14 protein-coding genes and 1 pseudogene are annotated in these 15384 nt (G+C 65.5%); 7 read left to right on the top strand and 8 right to left on the bottom strand.

Translation table 11 applies throughout. The annotated features are described in order from the left end of the window. Positions 1 to 241: 241 nt before the first annotated feature. The 3 genes from folE to sugE all read right to left on the bottom strand — a co-directional run bounded on the left by folE (position 242) and on the right by sugE (position 2067). Positions 242 to 787 (bottom strand): GTP cyclohydrolase I FolE, encoded by a 546-nt coding sequence (folE, locus tag Q0319_RS05540; protein WP_296468277.1) that lies wholly within the window; start codon positions 785 to 787, stop codon positions 242 to 244. 141 nt (positions 788 to 928) lie between these two features. Next, positions 929 to 1738, bottom strand: a complete 810-nt coding sequence (gene murI / locus Q0319_RS05535) for a glutamate racemase (RefSeq protein WP_299451391.1) — start codon at positions 1736 to 1738, stop codon at positions 929 to 931. A 14-nt stretch (positions 1739 to 1752) separates the two neighbouring features. Next, positions 1753 to 2067 carry a quaternary ammonium compound efflux SMR transporter SugE gene (gene sugE / locus Q0319_RS05530; protein WP_299451390.1) on the bottom strand — a complete coding sequence of 105 codons (315 nt, stop codon included), beginning with the start codon at positions 2065 to 2067 and terminating at the stop codon, positions 1753 to 1755. Between the two features lie 298 nt (positions 2068 to 2365). Between sugE and gdhA the strand changes: the two genes are divergently transcribed. Next, on the top strand, positions 2366 to 3709 hold the full coding sequence (gene gdhA / locus Q0319_RS05525; RefSeq protein ID WP_296471221.1) for an NADP-specific glutamate dehydrogenase: 1344 nt from the start codon (positions 2366 to 2368) through the stop codon (positions 3707 to 3709). Here gdhA and Q0319_RS05520 read toward each other — a convergent pair. Beyond that, a complete protein-coding gene (locus Q0319_RS05520) occupies positions 3703 to 4812 on the bottom strand; it encodes an AI-2E family transporter (RefSeq protein WP_299451389.1) in 1110 nt (369 codons plus the stop codon). The genes gdhA and Q0319_RS05520 overlap by 7 nt on opposite strands. Before the next feature lie 135 nt (positions 4813 to 4947). After that, positions 4948 to 7050 (bottom strand): elongation factor G, encoded by a 2103-nt coding sequence (gene fusA, locus Q0319_RS05515; protein ID WP_296468825.1) that lies wholly within the window; start codon positions 7048 to 7050, stop codon positions 4948 to 4950. 416 nt (positions 7051 to 7466) lie between these two features. Here fusA and Q0319_RS05510 point away from each other — a divergent pair, with 416 nt between their 5' ends. The 3 genes from Q0319_RS05510 to Q0319_RS05500 are packed head-to-tail and all read left to right on the top strand — an operon-like array spanning position 7467 to position 10441. Further along, positions 7467 to 8417, top strand: coding sequence for a tripartite tricarboxylate transporter substrate binding protein (locus tag Q0319_RS05510; protein WP_299451388.1), 951 nt, complete (start codon positions 7467 to 7469; stop codon positions 8415 to 8417). A gap of 50 nt (positions 8418 to 8467) precedes the next feature. Next, positions 8468 to 8950 carry a tripartite tricarboxylate transporter TctB family protein gene (locus Q0319_RS05505; protein ID WP_296468829.1) on the top strand — a complete coding sequence of 161 codons (483 nt, stop codon included), beginning with the start codon at positions 8468 to 8470 and terminating at the stop codon, positions 8948 to 8950. 3 nt (positions 8951 to 8953) lie between these two features. Continuing rightward, on the top strand, positions 8954 to 10441 hold the full coding sequence (locus tag Q0319_RS05500; RefSeq protein ID WP_296468831.1) for a tripartite tricarboxylate transporter permease: 1488 nt from the start codon (positions 8954 to 8956) through the stop codon (positions 10439 to 10441). Between the two features lie 39 nt (positions 10442 to 10480). Here Q0319_RS05500 and Q0319_RS05495 read toward each other — a convergent pair whose 3' ends face one another. Then, complete coding sequence (locus Q0319_RS05495; RefSeq protein ID WP_296468833.1) at positions 10481 to 11263, bottom strand: DUF2238 domain-containing protein; 783 nt, start codon at positions 11261 to 11263, stop codon at positions 10481 to 10483. Positions 11264 to 11420: 157 nt separating this feature from the next. Between Q0319_RS05495 and Q0319_RS05490 the strand changes: the two genes are divergently transcribed. The 3 genes from Q0319_RS05490 to Q0319_RS05480 all read left to right on the top strand — a co-directional run bounded on the left by Q0319_RS05490 (position 11421) and on the right by Q0319_RS05480 (position 14467). Beyond that, the gene (locus tag Q0319_RS05490; protein WP_299451387.1) at positions 11421 to 12212 is read left to right on the top strand and encodes an SRPBCC family protein; all 792 of its coding nucleotides are present in this window, start codon (positions 11421 to 11423) and stop codon (positions 12210 to 12212) included. Between the two features lie 326 nt (positions 12213 to 12538). Next, positions 12539 to 13531 carry a tripartite tricarboxylate transporter substrate binding protein gene (locus tag Q0319_RS05485; protein ID WP_296468838.1) on the top strand — a complete coding sequence of 331 codons (993 nt, stop codon included), beginning with the start codon at positions 12539 to 12541 and terminating at the stop codon, positions 13529 to 13531. Between the two features lie 60 nt (positions 13532 to 13591). After that, positions 13592 to 14467 carry an alpha/beta fold hydrolase gene (locus Q0319_RS05480; protein ID WP_299451386.1) on the top strand — a complete coding sequence of 292 codons (876 nt, stop codon included), beginning with the start codon at positions 13592 to 13594 and terminating at the stop codon, positions 14465 to 14467. Between the two features lie 28 nt (positions 14468 to 14495). On the opposite strand, the gene Q0319_RS05475 is transcribed toward Q0319_RS05480, so the two are convergent. Both Q0319_RS05475 and Q0319_RS05470 read right to left on the bottom strand, forming a co-directional pair. Continuing rightward, positions 14496 to 15023: a chromate transporter gene (locus tag Q0319_RS05475; RefSeq protein ID WP_299451385.1), complete on the bottom strand. Its 528-nt coding sequence runs from the start codon at positions 15021 to 15023 to the stop codon at positions 14496 to 14498. Further along, a pseudogene (locus tag Q0319_RS05470) lies at positions 15020 to 15384 on the bottom strand (hypothetical protein); the annotation flags it as partial. The gene Q0319_RS05475 and the pseudogene Q0319_RS05470, both read right to left, overlap by 4 nt.

The following is a 15384-nucleotide window of genomic DNA, read 5'->3' as shown; positions in this document are numbered from 1 at the left end:
CGAAACCTCATCTCATCTACGAAACAAAAGAAAAAATATAGCGCCTCGATTTTGGGGGCGCGACTGGGGTAAACCACTACGAAAACTCAAGCAAAGACCGGGCCAGGCCATCCGCTCCCGGTGGCTCAGGCCGGCATTGTCCCATCATCGGTGCATCCCCGCCTTCTCGCGGTGCGCAGCCTGCGCCGGGGCGGCTCCCCGGACAACCACGACGCCAGGCGTGGGACGCGAGTGGGAGGCCTCAACGAATAAGGCCCAGGAACTCCGCGCGGGTCGCGGCATTGTCGCGGAACGCGCCAAGCATGACCGAGCTAACCATGGAAGAGTTCTGCTTTTCCACGCCACGCATCATCATGCACATATGCTGCGCCTCGATGACCACCGCCACGCCATGGGCGTCCGTCACCTTCTGCATGGCCTCGGCGATCTGCAAGCACAGGTTTTCCTGGATCTGCAGCCGGCGGGCGAACATGTCTACGATGCGGGCGACCTTGGAAAGCCCCAGCACCTTGCCGTTCGGCAGATACGCCACGTGCGCCTTGCCGATGAACGGCAACAAATGGTGTTCGCATAGCGAGTAGAGCTCGATATTCTTGACCAACACCATCTCGTTCGTGTCGGACGAGAACAGCGCGCCGTTGACGATATCCTCCAGGTTCTGCGTATAGCCTTGGCAAAGATATCGCATGGCCTTGGCGGCGCGCTTGGGCGTATCCCTCAGGCCCTCGCGATGCGGATCCTCGCCGAGCTGTTCGAGTATGGAGGTGTAATGCTGTTCGAGCGACATGGAGGCTCCTGTGGATTTCCTGGAAACGCGGCACGAGGCCTGCCGGAGTCGGGTCGACCATCGGCACAGAGGCGTGAGAATACCCCATCGAGCCCAGCTGGACCGGAAAATCCCTAGTCGCCTCCCCGACGCTCGGACACCTCAGCAGTAGGCGGGCGGCAGCTGCCGCACCTCGACGGCCTGCCCACTCAGCCTCGCGATGCGACGCGCCGCCTCGCCAGCCGCCCCACTGGCCAGGTAGCGCACCGTCCCCATCCCGCCCGCCGACTCCCGCGCCAAGCCACGGACCACCAGCTGCCGGTGGAGCTGGCGGGCAAAAGGCTCACCGGTTTCGAGCACGACGACCCCGTCTCCGGCATGACGACGAATGGGTTCGATCAGGAAGGGGAAATGCGTGCACCCCAGCACCAGCACGTCAGCGCCTTTGCCGAGCAGTTCCGACAGCGGCTCGGCCACGATGTGATCCCGTTCCGGGGTCCACCCCTCTTCGGCCAGCGCAACCCAGCCGGGGCAAGGCTTGAGCAACACCTCGATGCCGGGCGCCTCGCGTTCGACCAATCCGCGGAAGCGTTCGCTGGCGAGCGTACCCGTCGTCGCGAGCACCCCGATCACGCCGGACCGGGTGAGCTTGGCCGCGGGCTTGACCGCCGGCTCGATGCCGACGATGGGCAGCTCCGGATACCGCCTGCGCAGCGCATCGACGGCTGCCGCGGTTGCCGTGTTGCATGGGATGGCGATGGCCTTGGCTCCCTGCTCCAGGAAAAAGGCGGCCAAGCGCTGGGCGCGCGCCTCGATATAGGCACGCGGTTTCTCTCCATAGGGCAGATGCGCACTGTCGGCGACATAGATCAAGTCTTCGCCGGGCAAGATGCGCCGGATGGCATTCAGCACACTGATGCCCCCCACGCCGGAATCAAATACGCCTATGGGCCCGCGAGCAACCGGGGTCATCGCAATACGGTGGATCAGGAAGCCAACTTCAAGCCGATGATACCCGCGACGATCAATCCTAGGCTCGCGAGCCGCGCCAACGTGGCGGCTTCGCCGAAGAGCACGATCCCCAGCGCAGCGGTTCCCACCGCGCCCACGCCCACCCAGATCGCGTACGCGGTGCCGACCGGGAGCGTACGCATTGCAACACCCAGCAATACCACACTGGCTATCATGGCAATGGCGGTTCCCAGGGACGGCCACAGCCGGGTGAAGCCATCGGTGTATTTCAAGCCGATAGCCCAACCGACTTCTAGCAAGCCGGCGACGATCAATAGCATCCAAGCCATATCGCTTCCTGACGGGAGCGCCTCCACGCGGCTGCGTTCATGCCGCCCATGGTACGTCCCTATTTTTATTGAAAAACCACGGAGAAATATCGCTCCGTCCCTTTTTAAAAAATCGCACAAAATGAGGGCCTAAAGCCAACATTTAGCAGCATGATGACGAAAAAAGATGATTACAATGCCGCATTTTTCCGGTGCACGATGCACCGGTTTAGCGCAACACCGCACGTATTAGGTGCAACCTTCGGCGCCGCGCCGCCGGCGGGATGGCCTAGCGCCCGGATATCCATCGGAGCCGTAATTGAAACACACCAGCCTAGATAGTTTTCTCGCGCGCGTCGCCCAGCGCGACCCTCACCAGCCGGAATTCCTGCAAGCCGTCAAGGAAGTCATGACGAGCCTTTGGCCGTTCTTGCAGAAGAACCCGCGCTATGCCGAACAGGGCTTGCTCGAACGCCTGGTGGAGTCGGAACGGATCATTCAATTCCGCGTCTGCTGGGTGGACGACCGCGGCCAAACGCAAGTCAACCGCGCCTTCCGCGTCCAACACAACTCCGCCATCGGCCCCTACAAAGGTGGCATGCGCCTGCATCCCTCGGTCAACCTGTCCATCCTGCGCTTTCTGGCATTCGAACAGACCTTCAAGAACTCGCTCACGACCCTGCCCATGGGCGGCGGCAAAGGCGGCGCCGACTTCGACCCCAAGGGCAAGAGCGATGGTGAAGTCATGCGCTTCTGCCAGGCCTTGATGCTGGAGCTGTACCGCCACCTCGGCCCCGACACCGACGTGCCCGCCGGCGACATCGGCGTGGGCGCGCGCGAGGTGGGCTTCATGGCCGGGATGATGAAAAAACTATCGAACAGCTCGGCAGCGGTGTTCACCGGCAAAGGACTTTCCTTTGGCGGCAGCCTGATGCGCCCCGAAGCCACCGGCTACGGCACCATCTACTTCGCCGAGCAGATGCTGCACCGGAAGGCCGAAAGCTTCGACGGCAAGAAGGTCTCGATCTCTGGCTCCGGCAATGTTGCACAGTACGCCGCCGAAAAAGCCATCGACCTCGGGGCCAAGGTCCTGACGATGTCCGACTCGGACGGCACCCTGTACGTCCCCGAAGGCATCAGCACCGACCTGCTCAAGGAAATCATGGAGTTCAAGAACGTCCAGCGCGGCCGCCTTGCCGACTTCGCCGCACGCAATAAGCTGGCGTTCGAAGCCGGCAAGCGGCCGTGGCACATCCCCGTGGACATCGCCCTGCCTTGCGCCACCCAGAACGAGCTCGACGGCCAAGACGCCGAAACGCTGGTGCGCAACGGCGTGGTGTGCGTGGCCGAAGGCGCGAACATGCCATCCACCCTCGAAGCCGTGGACGTATTCGTGAAGGCCGGTACGCTCTACGCGCCGGGCAAGGCGAGCAACGCCGGCGGTGTCGCGGTGTCGGGGCTGGAAATGGCGCAAAACTCGCAGCGCGTCTCTTGGCACCATGCCGAAGTCGACGAACGGCTGCGCGCCATCATGAAAGACATCCACGAGAACTGCGTTCGCCACGGCACCCGGCCCGACGGCAGCATCAACTACGTGGACGGCGCCAACATCGCCGGCTTCGTGAAGGTCGCCGACGCCATGTTGGCACAAGGGATCTACTGATCCGACACCCGCTCCCCCTGGTGGCCCTCCAGGGGGCAGGAAAGCTCGGCGCGGGGGATCTCTCTCACCCACTCGCGCCAGATGGCGACCAGCAGCGCCATCAGCACGGGGCCGACGAACAGGCCCACGAGCCCCATGGTCTGGACGCCCCCCACGAGGCCGATGAAGGTCGGCAGGAAAGGCAGCTTGACCGGCCCGCCGACCAGTTTCGGGCGCAATGTCTTATCGACGATGAAAAGCTCGAACGAGCCCCAGGCGAACAGGCCGAGCCCAGCCACGAGCTTGCCGGACGCGATCAGGTACAGCGACACCATGGTGAACGCCACGGGAGCGCCGCCCGGCACGAGCGCCATGAATCCCGTGATCAAGCCCATGAGCGCCGGCGACGGCACGCCCGCGATCCAATAAGCCGTGCCCAGCACCACGGCTTCGCCGATGGCGATCAGCCCCATGCCCGTGACCGTTGCGCTGATGGTGGCAGGCACGACGCGCGAAAGCCGCGTCCAGCGGGCCGGCAACACGCGCTCGCCCACGATGTCTAGCTGGGCGACCATGGCCTCGCCGTCCTTGTAGACGAAAAACAGGATGATCAGCATGAACACCACGGTCAAGGCAATGTGGAACGCATTGCCCGTGGCCGAGAGCACGACGCGGTAAATATTGCCGAGGTGTTCGCCGCTGACGAGCTGCACCCAGGAACCGAGGGCATGCGGCCTTCCGAGATACTCCTCCCAGTAGCCGGCCAGCCTGTCGCCGATCACGGGCAAGGCCGTCACCCACTGCGGGACGGGCAACCCGTCGCGGTTCGCCTCGAGCAGCCAGCGGATCAAGTTGCTGGCCTCCTGGATGGCATAAGAGACGCCGAAGGCAAAAGGCACGATCAGGCCGACCACGATGACGAGCAGCGCCGTGCTGGCGGCCAGCGCCCGACGCCCCCCGCACACGTGCACCCACCGCCGGTACAACGGCCAGCTCGCAAAGCCGATGATCAGCGCGGCCAACCCCGGCACGAGAAATCCGCTGAAGAAATAAGCGCCGGCCAGCAACATCAAGACCAGCAGCCAGCGCGCGACGAGGCGGGCAGAAAAGACGGGAGGCGTCATGAAAGGCGGATCGAGGGACAAATACCGAATAATGTCGCCGACAACTGTACCAGCTGCGCGGAGCGTTGCGGGCGAAAGAACGATTGCCTCGTCTCCCGATCCCGGATGCGGCGCCGGCCCCGGGCCCGCAAGCCGTCAAAGCTTGCGAGACCCGATCACCGCCTCGGCAACCTGCCGGGGCACTTCGGCGTAGTGCTTGAACTCCATGGTGTAAGTCGCGCGGCCCTGAGTCAGCGACCGCAGGACGGTGGAGTAGCCGAACATTTCCGCAAGCGGCACTTCGGCATGCACGACCTTGCCACCGCCTGCGATGTCTTCCATCCCCTGCACCATGCCGCGACGGGACGACAGGTCTCCCATCACGTTGCCCATGAATTCCTCCGGCGTCTCGACCTCGACGCGCATCATGGGTTCGAGCAGCACGGGGTTGGCCCGGCGCATCGCCTCCTTGAACGCCATCGACGCCGCCGTGCGGAACGCATTCTCGCTCGAATCCACGTCGTGATAGGAACCGAAGGTCAAGGTCACTTTCACGTCCACCACGGGATAGCCGGCCAGCACGCCGGAAGCCAGGGTGTCCTGGATGCCCTTGTCGACCGCGGGAATGTATTCGCGCGGCACGACGCCGCCCTTGATGGCGTCCACGAATTCATAGCCCGTGCCCGGGGGCTGCGGCTCCACCGTGATCACGACGTGGCCGTATTGTCCGCGGCCGCCCGACTGCTTGATGAACTTGCCTTCCACGTCCCGTACCGTGGACTTGATGGTTTCGCGGTAGGCGACTTGCGGCTTGCCGACTTTTGCCTCGACGCCGAACTCGCGTCGCATGCGGTCGACGATGATCTCCAGGTGCAGTTCGCCCATGCCCGAGATGATGGTCTGCCCCGATTCTTCGTCGGTCCGGACGCGGAAAGAGGGATCCTCCTGCGCAAGCCGGCTCAGGGCCAGGCCCATCTTCTCCTGGTCGGCCTGGGTCTTGGGCTCCACCGCCTGGGAAATGACTGGCTCGGGGAACGCCATGCGCTCCAAAATGATGGGATGGTCCGGATCGCACAGGGTATCGCCGGTCGTCGCCTCCTTCACGCCCACGGCCGCCGCGATGTCACCGGCATAGACTTCCTTGATTTCCCGGCGCTCGTTGGCGTGCATCTGCACGATGCGGCCGATCCGCTCCCGCTTGCCCTTCACGGGATTGAAGATGGTGTCGCCCGACCGCACGACACCGGAATACACCCGGAAGTAGATCAATTGACCGACGAACGGGTCGGTCATGATCTTGAACGCCAGCGCGGAAAACGGCTCGTCGTCGGAAGGATGGCGTTCGGCCTCGCGCTCGCCCAGGTCGACGCCCTTGATGGCGGGCACGTCCACCGGCGAGGGAAGATAGTCAATGATGGCGTCGAGCATTGCCTGTACGCCTTTGTTCTTGAAGGCGCTGCCGCACAGCATGGGTACGATTTCACCCGCCACGGTGCGCTTGCGCAGCCCGCGCTTGATTTCTTCTTCGGTGAGGGGCTCCCCGCCGAGGTACTTGTCCATCAGCGCCTCCTCGGCCTCGGCCGCCTCGGCCACCATTTTGTCCCGCCACTCTTCGGCGGTTGCCAGCAGCTCTGCAGGGATGTCCCGATATTCGAAGCGCACGCCTTGGCTGGCCTCGTCCCAGATGATGGCCTTCATCTTGACGAGGTCGACGACGCCCTCGAAGTGGTCTTCGGCGCCCACCGGGATCTGTATTGGCACGGCACGCCCTTTCAGCCGCTCCACGATCTGCCGCTGCACGCGGAAGAAATCGGCGCCGACGCGGTCCATCTTATTGACGAATGCAATGCGCGGCACGCCGTACTTGTTGGCCTGGCGCCAGACGGTCTCGGATTGCGGCTGCACGCCGCCGACCGAATCGTAGACCATGCAGGCGCCGTCGAGGACACGCATGGAGCGCTCCACTTCGATGGTGAAGTCGACGTGCCCAGGGGTGTCGATGATGTTGATGCGATGTTCGGGGTAATTGCCGGCCATGCCCCGCCAAAACGCGGTGGTGGCCGCCGACGTGATCGTGATGCCGCGCTCCTGCTCTTGCTCCATCCAGTCCATGGTAGCGTTGCCGTCATGGACTTCCCCGATTTTGTGGTTGACCCCGGTATAGAACAGGATGCGCTCGGTGGTCGTGGTCTTGCCTGCATCGATGTGGGCACTGATGCCGATGTTTCGGTAGCGCTCGATTGGGGTCTTGCGGGCCATGGCGATCTCGTCGAAAGGTGACAAACGAAATGCGAACCGCGCCGGTTGAAGAGAAGCCGGCTCAAAACCAAGAAAAACGAGTTTGCACGATTTCGCCCCGGCCGGGAAAAGCGCGCGCCTGGGCTCCCTGCCGCCGGGGCGACCTCGTATCAACTTGCATTGGCCCAAATATGGGCGCATTCCCAAAAATCAAGCCTCCCGCCTGGTTCCCCCAGGGCTGGGGGCCCGGTGCCGCGGGCCATTCCCGCCCCTTCAGGCCAGGTACGCCTAGGTGGCGGTCGGGCCGGGTGCGTAAGCGGAACGCTTTTCCGGAGCCCGCATTTGGGCGGATACTGTAGACGTCGCGACACGGACCTCCCGCGGCCGCTCGCCCGGGTTCCAACCGTCAACGAAGGAAGAAGAGGAAGGAGATACGCATGAACACCGTACGAAAATGGGTAGGAGCCGTCCTCGCCGCCGCGCCGCTCCTCGCCATGGCCGCGCCCGCCAAGGTGATGGCCCCTGGCGGCCCGGGCGGTGGCTATGACGGCGCCGCGCGCATTCCGCTCCAGGTCATGCAGCAGACCGGCATCTTCACGGATGGATTCCAGGTCACGAACCGGGGCGGGGCGGGCGGCACGATCGGGCTCGCCGAGTTTTTCCGCACCAGCAAGGGCGACGACAACGCCATCATGTCCATCGGCGCGATCCTCGTCGGCGCCATCATCACCAACAAATCCCCCGTCACCCTGGACCAAACCACGCCCCTGGTGCGCCTGACCGACGACGCCGGCGCGATCGCGGTGGCCGCCAACTCACCCATCAAGACCATCGCCGATGCCATCCAGGCCCTGAAGGCCAACCCCGGAGGCACGGCCGTGGCCGGCGGCTCCATTGGCGGCACCGACCATGTCACTGCCGCCCTCCTCGCCAAGGCGGTCGGCCTGCCTCCCACCAAGGTCAACTACCTGCCCTACACCAGCGGCGCGGAGGTCGTCACGTCCCTGGCGAGCGGCCAGGCGAAAATCGGCATCTCCGGGATTTCGGAGCTGAAGAACTTCGCCGACCAGGGCCGCATCCGCCTTATCGCCGTTTCGTCCGAGAAGCGCCTGCCCGGCATCGACGTGCCCACGCTCAAGGAGAGCGGTTTCGACGTCGTCATCGGCAACTGGCGCGGCATCATCGGCCCACCGGGGATGAGCCAGGCCGGCCGCGAGATGTGGCTGCAACGCTATGCCAAGCTGCACGCCACCCCCGAGTGGAAGAAGACCCTCGCCGACAATGGCTGGGACGACGCCTACCTTGCCGGCGACGATTTCGCCGCGTTTCTCGAGAAAGAAAAAGCGCGCCAGGCCGAAGTGCTGAAGTCCGTCGGGCTGGTCAAGTAGCGGCCCGACTGAAAGTCCGGGGCGAGGCGCTCGCCCCTTGGAGGCTACGCATGGGTACTCCCCCCAGAAAACCCTGGTGGCTGGGCCTGGCCATCGCAGGCGTCGGCGCGACCTGGGTCTACCAAGGCAGCACGCTGCCCCAGCTGGGCGGCTACGCGGCGCTCGGCCCTGGCTTTTTCGTCAGCGCCGTGGGTGCCGTCCTAATGTTGCTGGGCGTCCTGCTGCTGGTCCAGATCGCCCGGGGCGAAACCTTTTCCCCGCAACAAGCCGAAGACGCGGCAACCGAGGCCGGTGCCTCGTGGCCCGCCCTGCTCTGGGCGGCTGCAGGCGCCGCCTTGCCGCTGCTCACCATGAAACCTCTCGGTTTCCCGTTGACCGCGATGGGCTCGTTCGCCCTGGTCACGCGGGCGTTCGGGTCGCGGCGCGTGCTGTTCGACTGCGCGGTGGGCCTGGCGCTCGGGGCGATCTGCTGGCTCGGCTTTTCGCGACTGGGCGTCGACCTCGGCGGCGCCTTTCCCCTTGTCGGGTGGTGACCGATGGAAGCCCTTCAATCCCTGCTTTCGGGCTTTGGGGTCGCGTTGCAGCCCGTCAACCTGTTCTGGGCCTTCCTCGGCTCGGCGCTCGGCACCGCCATCGGCGTGCTGCCCGGCATCGGCCCGGCGCTCACCATCGCCCTGCTGCTGCCGGTCACGGTCCAAATCGCGCCGACCTCCGCCTTCATCATGTTCGCCGGCATCCTCTACGGCGCCATGTACGGCGGCTCGACGACGTCCATCCTGCTCAATGCGCCGGGCGAAAGCGGGTCCATGATGACCGCGCTCGAGGGAAATAAGATGGCGCGGGCCGGACGGGGCGCGGCCGCGCTCGCCACTGCGGCCATCGGTTCCTTCGTCGCCGGCACGCTCGCCACCCTGGCCCTGAGCTTCGTGGCGCCCGCCATCGCCGAACTGGCCTTCGTGCTTGGGCCGGCAGACTACTTCGCGCTCATGGTGCTGGCCTTCACCTCCGTCTCGGTCGTGCTCGGTGCCTCGCGCGTGCGCGGCTTCACCTCGCTTTTCCTCGGGCTGTCGATGGGCGTAGTGGGCATAGACGGCCAGACCGGCCAGGCCCGGCTGACGTTCGGCTCGGCCGACCTGCTCGACGGCATCGAACTGACCGTCGTGCTGGTCTCGCTCTTCGCCGTGGGCGAAATCCTGTACGTCGCAAGCCGCTACGCCAAGGCACCGCCGCGCATCAACCCGCTCGCGGGCGGCACATGGATGACCGGGCAGGATTGGAAGCGCTCCTGGAAACCCTGGCTGCGCGGCACGGCGCTGGGCTTTCCCATCGGCGCGCTGCCCACCGGCGGGACCGAAATCCCGACCTTCCTCTCCTACGCCATCGAGCGCAAGCTGAGCAAACACCCCGAAGAGTTCGGCCACGGCGCGATCGAGGGGGTGGCAGGCCCCGAGGCGGCAAACAACGCCGCGGCCGCGGGGGTCCTGGTGCCCCTGCTGACGCTGGGCCTGCCTACCTCGGCCACCGCGGCCGTCCTGCTTGCGGCCTTCCAGAGCTATGGCTTGCAACCCGGGCCGTTCCTCTTCGCCAACAGCGGCGAGTTGGTGTGGGGCCTGATCGCTTCGCTCTACATTGGCAACCTGATGCTGCTGGTGTTGAACCTGCCGCTCGTCGGCATGTGGGTGCGGTTGCTGCTCATCCCCCGCCCCTACCTGTACGCGGGCATCCTGGTTTTCGCCCTGGTCGGCATCTGGGGAGTGGCCAACTCGTGGACCGACCTGGCGCTGATGTTCGGCATCGGACTCATGGGCTACGCGATGCGGGTCTACGACTTCCCCATCGCGCCCGTCCTGATCGGCCTCATCCTCGGACCCATGGCGGAGACGCAGCTGCGGCGCGCCCTGGCGGTGGGCGAAGGCGACCCGCTCATCCTGGTCTCGACGCCGGTATCGGCCACGCTGTTCGCCCTGGCCCTCGCAGCGCTCGTGCTGCCCTGGCTGCTCCGGCGGCTCAAGCGCGCGGCATGACGTGGGCCGGTGCAGCCGCTCGCGCAGGCCAATGCCTGGTCAATGGGGATCGGGGCCGGCGGGCACCCGTGCGCGCGATTGTTCTAGCTTGCGGCGGATTTCCTCCTCCCCATAGGGGCGCGGATCCTTGACACGCAAGCTTTCCGCCCACTCGCGGGAGAAGTCCCGCTGCAGCCAGCGGTTCACCGCCGCCGTGACCAGCATGGCCAGCGCCGCGCCGGCCGCCGCCAGCAGCATGTCTTTGTGCGCGTCCCAAACGTCGCCCTGGGTGCCCAGGTACGCGACGCCCAGGTCGCCGCCGAAGAGCTCGGCCGCCGCCCACTCGAAGAGCTCAAACATGGCCGAGGTTGCCAGCGTGAACTCCAGCGGCAGGAAGTATCCCCAGAAACCCTTGGCGTCCGCCACGCGCAGAAATACCTCTCGGATCGGATACGCGAGCAGCAGCCCATACGAAAAGTGCACAGCGCGATCGAAATGGTTGCGCTCCCAGCCCCAGAGACTGTTGAAGCTGCTGCCGGCCAAGGCCTGCCACCAAGCGTCATAGGGCACCTTGGCATAGGTATAGTGGGCACCGATGGCGTGCAGGCACAAGAAAATGAAAATCAGCGTGTAGGACAAGCGCGAGAACCGGAAATGCCGCCAAGACAGCGCAAGGCCGGCACAGAACACGACCACCAGCACGTTCTCCAGCGCCCAATCGCCGCGATCGAGTGGGCGAATGGCGAGTGCGAGCCAAATGAGCGCGTAGGCCGCCGCGAGCGCCTGCACATAGCGGCGATACCCCGCGCCCAAGCCCATTTCCATGCGTCCTGCGTCAGCCATGTCCAGTTTTCCGTTGACGTTGGCGCCCTCCGCCGCCTTCCTTTTTTCCGTCGCGGCCAGGCAATTCTTACATCTTCCGGGGTGCCCCCCATCGGACGCGGCGGGGCACATCGCTTGCTACCTCCACCGAGGCTCGCGCAGCTTAACGGAGAGATCCATGGAAGACCAAACGGACGTCGTGCCGGAGCTACCCTCGGAATGGGAAGCGGAATGGCCTGCATCGGCCGACCTCAACGTGGGGCCGGCCGAGCGCATCGGTTCAGCGGCGGGAGGCGCCCTGCTCCTAGTGTGGGGGCTGCGCCGCGGCGGCTTATTGGGCGACCTGGCGGCGGCGGCCGCCGCGGGGCTGTTCTGGCGCGCCGCGACCGGCAGGTGTCCGGTCAAACAAGCTGTCACGCCTTCGCCCCTGGAGCGCCGCATTGCCCGCGAGCAAGGCTGGATCTCTGCCGCCGCAGCGACCCATGCCATCGTCATCGACCGACCGCGCGAGGAAATCTACCGCTTCTGGCGCGACTTCTCCAACCTGCCGCGCTTCATGCAGCACATCGTCAACATCGACGTCATCACCGACATGCGCTCCAGGTGGACGGTCAAGGCGCCCTTCGGCAAGACGGTCGAATGGATCGCGCACGTGGTCGAGGACATCCCCAATGAGCGCATCGCCTGGGAGGCCGAAGCCACGGCAGACATTCCGAACACGGGCTGGGTGGAGTTCCGCGACACCGCCGACGGCAAAGGCACCACGGTGCGGGCCATGATCGCTTACCAGCCGCCGCTGGGCCAGGCCGGCCGGGTGGCCGCCCGCCTCTCGCGCGAGAACCCCTCGCGACAAATGGCCGAAGACTTGCGGCACTTAAAGCTTTACCTCGAGGCGGGTGCTGCCGCGGCACGAACCGCGGGGGAGCCACCGGCCCCGACCTCAGGTGAAACAGCGCCCGGGACGACCTGACCTGCTTCCCCCTTTCTGCCGGACCCCACGAGCTTTCCTTCCCCCAGGGAGGCTCCCGGCAGCTTAGGCGGTTCGCCCTTTCCCGAGGGGTGCGAACCGCATTCTTTTTTGTGTGCTCCTCGCCGGAATTTATTTCCAGGAGGAGACATTGTTTCACTCGTGAAACCGCAAACCCCTGTTAATCGCTTACACTACAGCGTCACGCACCCGGCGGCCGCGACGCAGTCCGCGGCTCATCCGGATCGCCGCACACCCTGCGGTGCCCGCCACGGCGCGGGTTGTACAAGCGCCGCTACTGGCTCTCTTTATTACGTATGGTTATCAAGATGTACTCGCAATTCCAGTCCGGCCGACGCGCCCTGCTCGTCGCCGCCGCCGGCGCCGCCGGTGCAGCCGCCATTTCCTCCCCCGCCATGGCCGCCGATTATCCGACGCGACCGATCACCATCGTAGTCGCCTACGGGGCGGGTGGCGATACCGACGCCATGGCGCGCCTTTTCGGCGAAAAATTGACGGAACGCCTGGGCCAACCCGTCATCGTCGAGAACCGGGCGGGTGCCAGCGGCATCATCGGCAGCAACTACGCCGCCCGCGCCAAGCCAGACGGCTATACCCTGCTGCTGGCACCGAGCACCTTCTCGATGGCGACCCACGTGGTCAAGACCAACGGCAATACCTACCATCCTGCCAACGACTTCGCCCCGATCACGCAAACGGCCGACCAGCCTTTGCTGCTGGTCGCCAGCCAGGCTTCGGGCTACACCTCGGTTGCACAGGTCATCAAGGATGCCAAGGCAGGCAAGGCGCTGACCTACGCCACCCCCGGCTCGGGCTCGCCCATGCACATCCTCGGCGAGATCTTCAACCAAGCCGCCGGCATCAAGCTCGTCCACATCCCCTACAAGGGCGTCGCCCCTGCGGTCAACGACCTGCTGGGTGGCCACGTCGCGCTGAGCTGGATGACCTTCGGCCCCGTGGAGCCGCACCTGGCCTCGGGCAAGATCCGCATCCTGGCCAATGGCGCCCAGACCCGCACTCCGCTGGCACCGGACGCGCCCTCCATGGCCGACCTGGGCTACAAGGTCAACGTTTCGGCCTGGCAAGGCCTTTACGCGCCCAAGGGCACGCCGGACGAAATCGTCCGCAAGCTCAATGCGCACATGGCCGAAATCCTCAAGATGCCCGACGTAGTCGAAAAAATGCGCGTCTTCGGCGCGTTCGCCAAAGCGAGCACGCCCGAGCAGCTGGGCAAGCTGACGGCGGACGAGCATGAATACTTCGGCAAAGTCGTCAAGGAATTCGGCATCCAAGCCGACTGAGGCAAGCCACGCCGTGACGGCGGCGGGGAACCTCCGGCGGCTCCGGCTTTCTGAAGCAGCATGAGGGTCCGCCGCTACGCCGCCTTAGCCTGCACCGTCGCGCTAGCATGCGCGGGCTACGTCGCACTCGACCGCTGGCAGCGCCAACTGATCTTCTCGGTCGAAATGGGCGAACGCTCGTGGTGGCGGGAGCCTCCGGCCGGCACGGAAATCTACGACTTGCCCGTTCCCGGCGGCGGCGCCATACGCACCTGGTACTGGCGCCACCCGGACCCCGCCGCCCCCACCATCCTGTACCTGCACGGTTCCCGCTGGAACCTGAACGGCAGCGCCTTCCGCATCGACCACTGGACCAACCTCGGTTATTCCATCGTCGCCATCGACTACCGCGGCTTCGGGGCTTCTTCCCCCAGGCTGCCCTCCCAGGCGAGCGTCCGGCAAGATGCCCGGACCGCCCTCGAGGAACTGGCACGGCGCCAGCCGGATCCGTCACGCCGCTTCGTCTATGGGCACAGCCTCGGCGGCGCCATCGCCATCGACCTGCTGGCGCGCACCGACGCACCCGAAGTGGCCGGGCTGATTGCCGAAGCAACGTTCACCCGCATCCGCGACATGATCGCCACCACGCGGTGGCGCGACGTCCCGGGCATGGCGCTGCTCGTCACCCAGCCCTTCGACTCCCTGGATGCTATCGCCTCGCTGCGCATCCCCATCCTGCTCATCCACGGCACCAACGACCAAGTCGTTCCGCACACCATGAGCGACGAGCTATGGAGTGCGGCGCGCAGCGCCCGGTTCAAGCGCCTGGTGAAAATCGAGGGAGCTTCCCACTCGGGCGCGAGCCGCACCGGCCCGCTCTATGACGACGCCGTGCGCGCATTCGTGCAGTCCGCCTCGGCAGCCTACGCGGGCGCAGAAGCCGAGCAGAACGGCTAAGGCGACGCGAAGGCCGGCCCGCACCGCGTCACGCGAGCGCGACCAGAAAAACCACTCCCCCCAGCCCCAGCAATAGGAACGGACTCACCCGCGTCAGCATCAACGCGGCCGTCGACGCCGCGGCCACGCCCCACGCCCAGATGCCGCCCTCCGCCACCCTCAGCACCGTGCAGGAGGCGGCCAGCACCATGCCCGTCGCCACCGGGATCAATCCTGCCTCGATGGCGCGTATCGCCGGCTTTTCCCTAAAGCGCGTCCACAAATGCGCCAACCCATACACCAAGAGCGAGCTGGGAATGAAAATCGCGGCCGACGCCACCAGCGCCCCGGCCAGCCCAGCCGCCTGCCATCCCACCAGCGTCACCAACAAAGCGCCCGGCCCGGGGAGAATGCGCGACAAGGCGTAAAGATCCATGAACGCCGCATTGCTCATCCACCCGTAGACGTCGACCGATTGGCGGTGGACGTCGGCCACGATGCTCTGCCCCCCTCCCACCGTCAGGAACGAAAGCGGCACGAAGACCAGCACCACTTCCAACAAGGCCTTCCAGTTCATGTTCCCTCGCGAGCGCGCACGCGCAGATAAGCCAAACCGATCGAAAGCGGCGCCATCGTACCGACCACCCAGAGCAACGGCAGGCGCAGGAAAAAAATCCCGACGAACGTCATGACCATGATCGCGATCGCCGCCACGCTCTGCGTCGCCCGCCGCGCGGCGCGCAGCCCCATTTGCAAAGACAGGCCGACCGCCGCGGCCGCCACGCCGGCCAGCGCCACGTGCACGTGATGCGACTTGGCCGCCGCCGAAAACCCCACCAGCACGGCCACGGCCACCATCATGGTGTATTGACCCAGTGAAATCCTGCTCACGTCATAATCGAGGAAACGACGTTGAGCACGAAGATGGAAGAAGACAT

The sequence above is a fragment of the uncultured Pigmentiphaga sp. genome (assembly GCF_937950555.1).
Lineage (GTDB): Bacteria > Pseudomonadota > Gammaproteobacteria > Burkholderiales > Burkholderiaceae_B > Pigmentiphaga.
The sequence above is the reverse complement of the archived record's forward strand: the minus strand, read 5'-3'. Positions and strand labels throughout refer to the sequence as shown.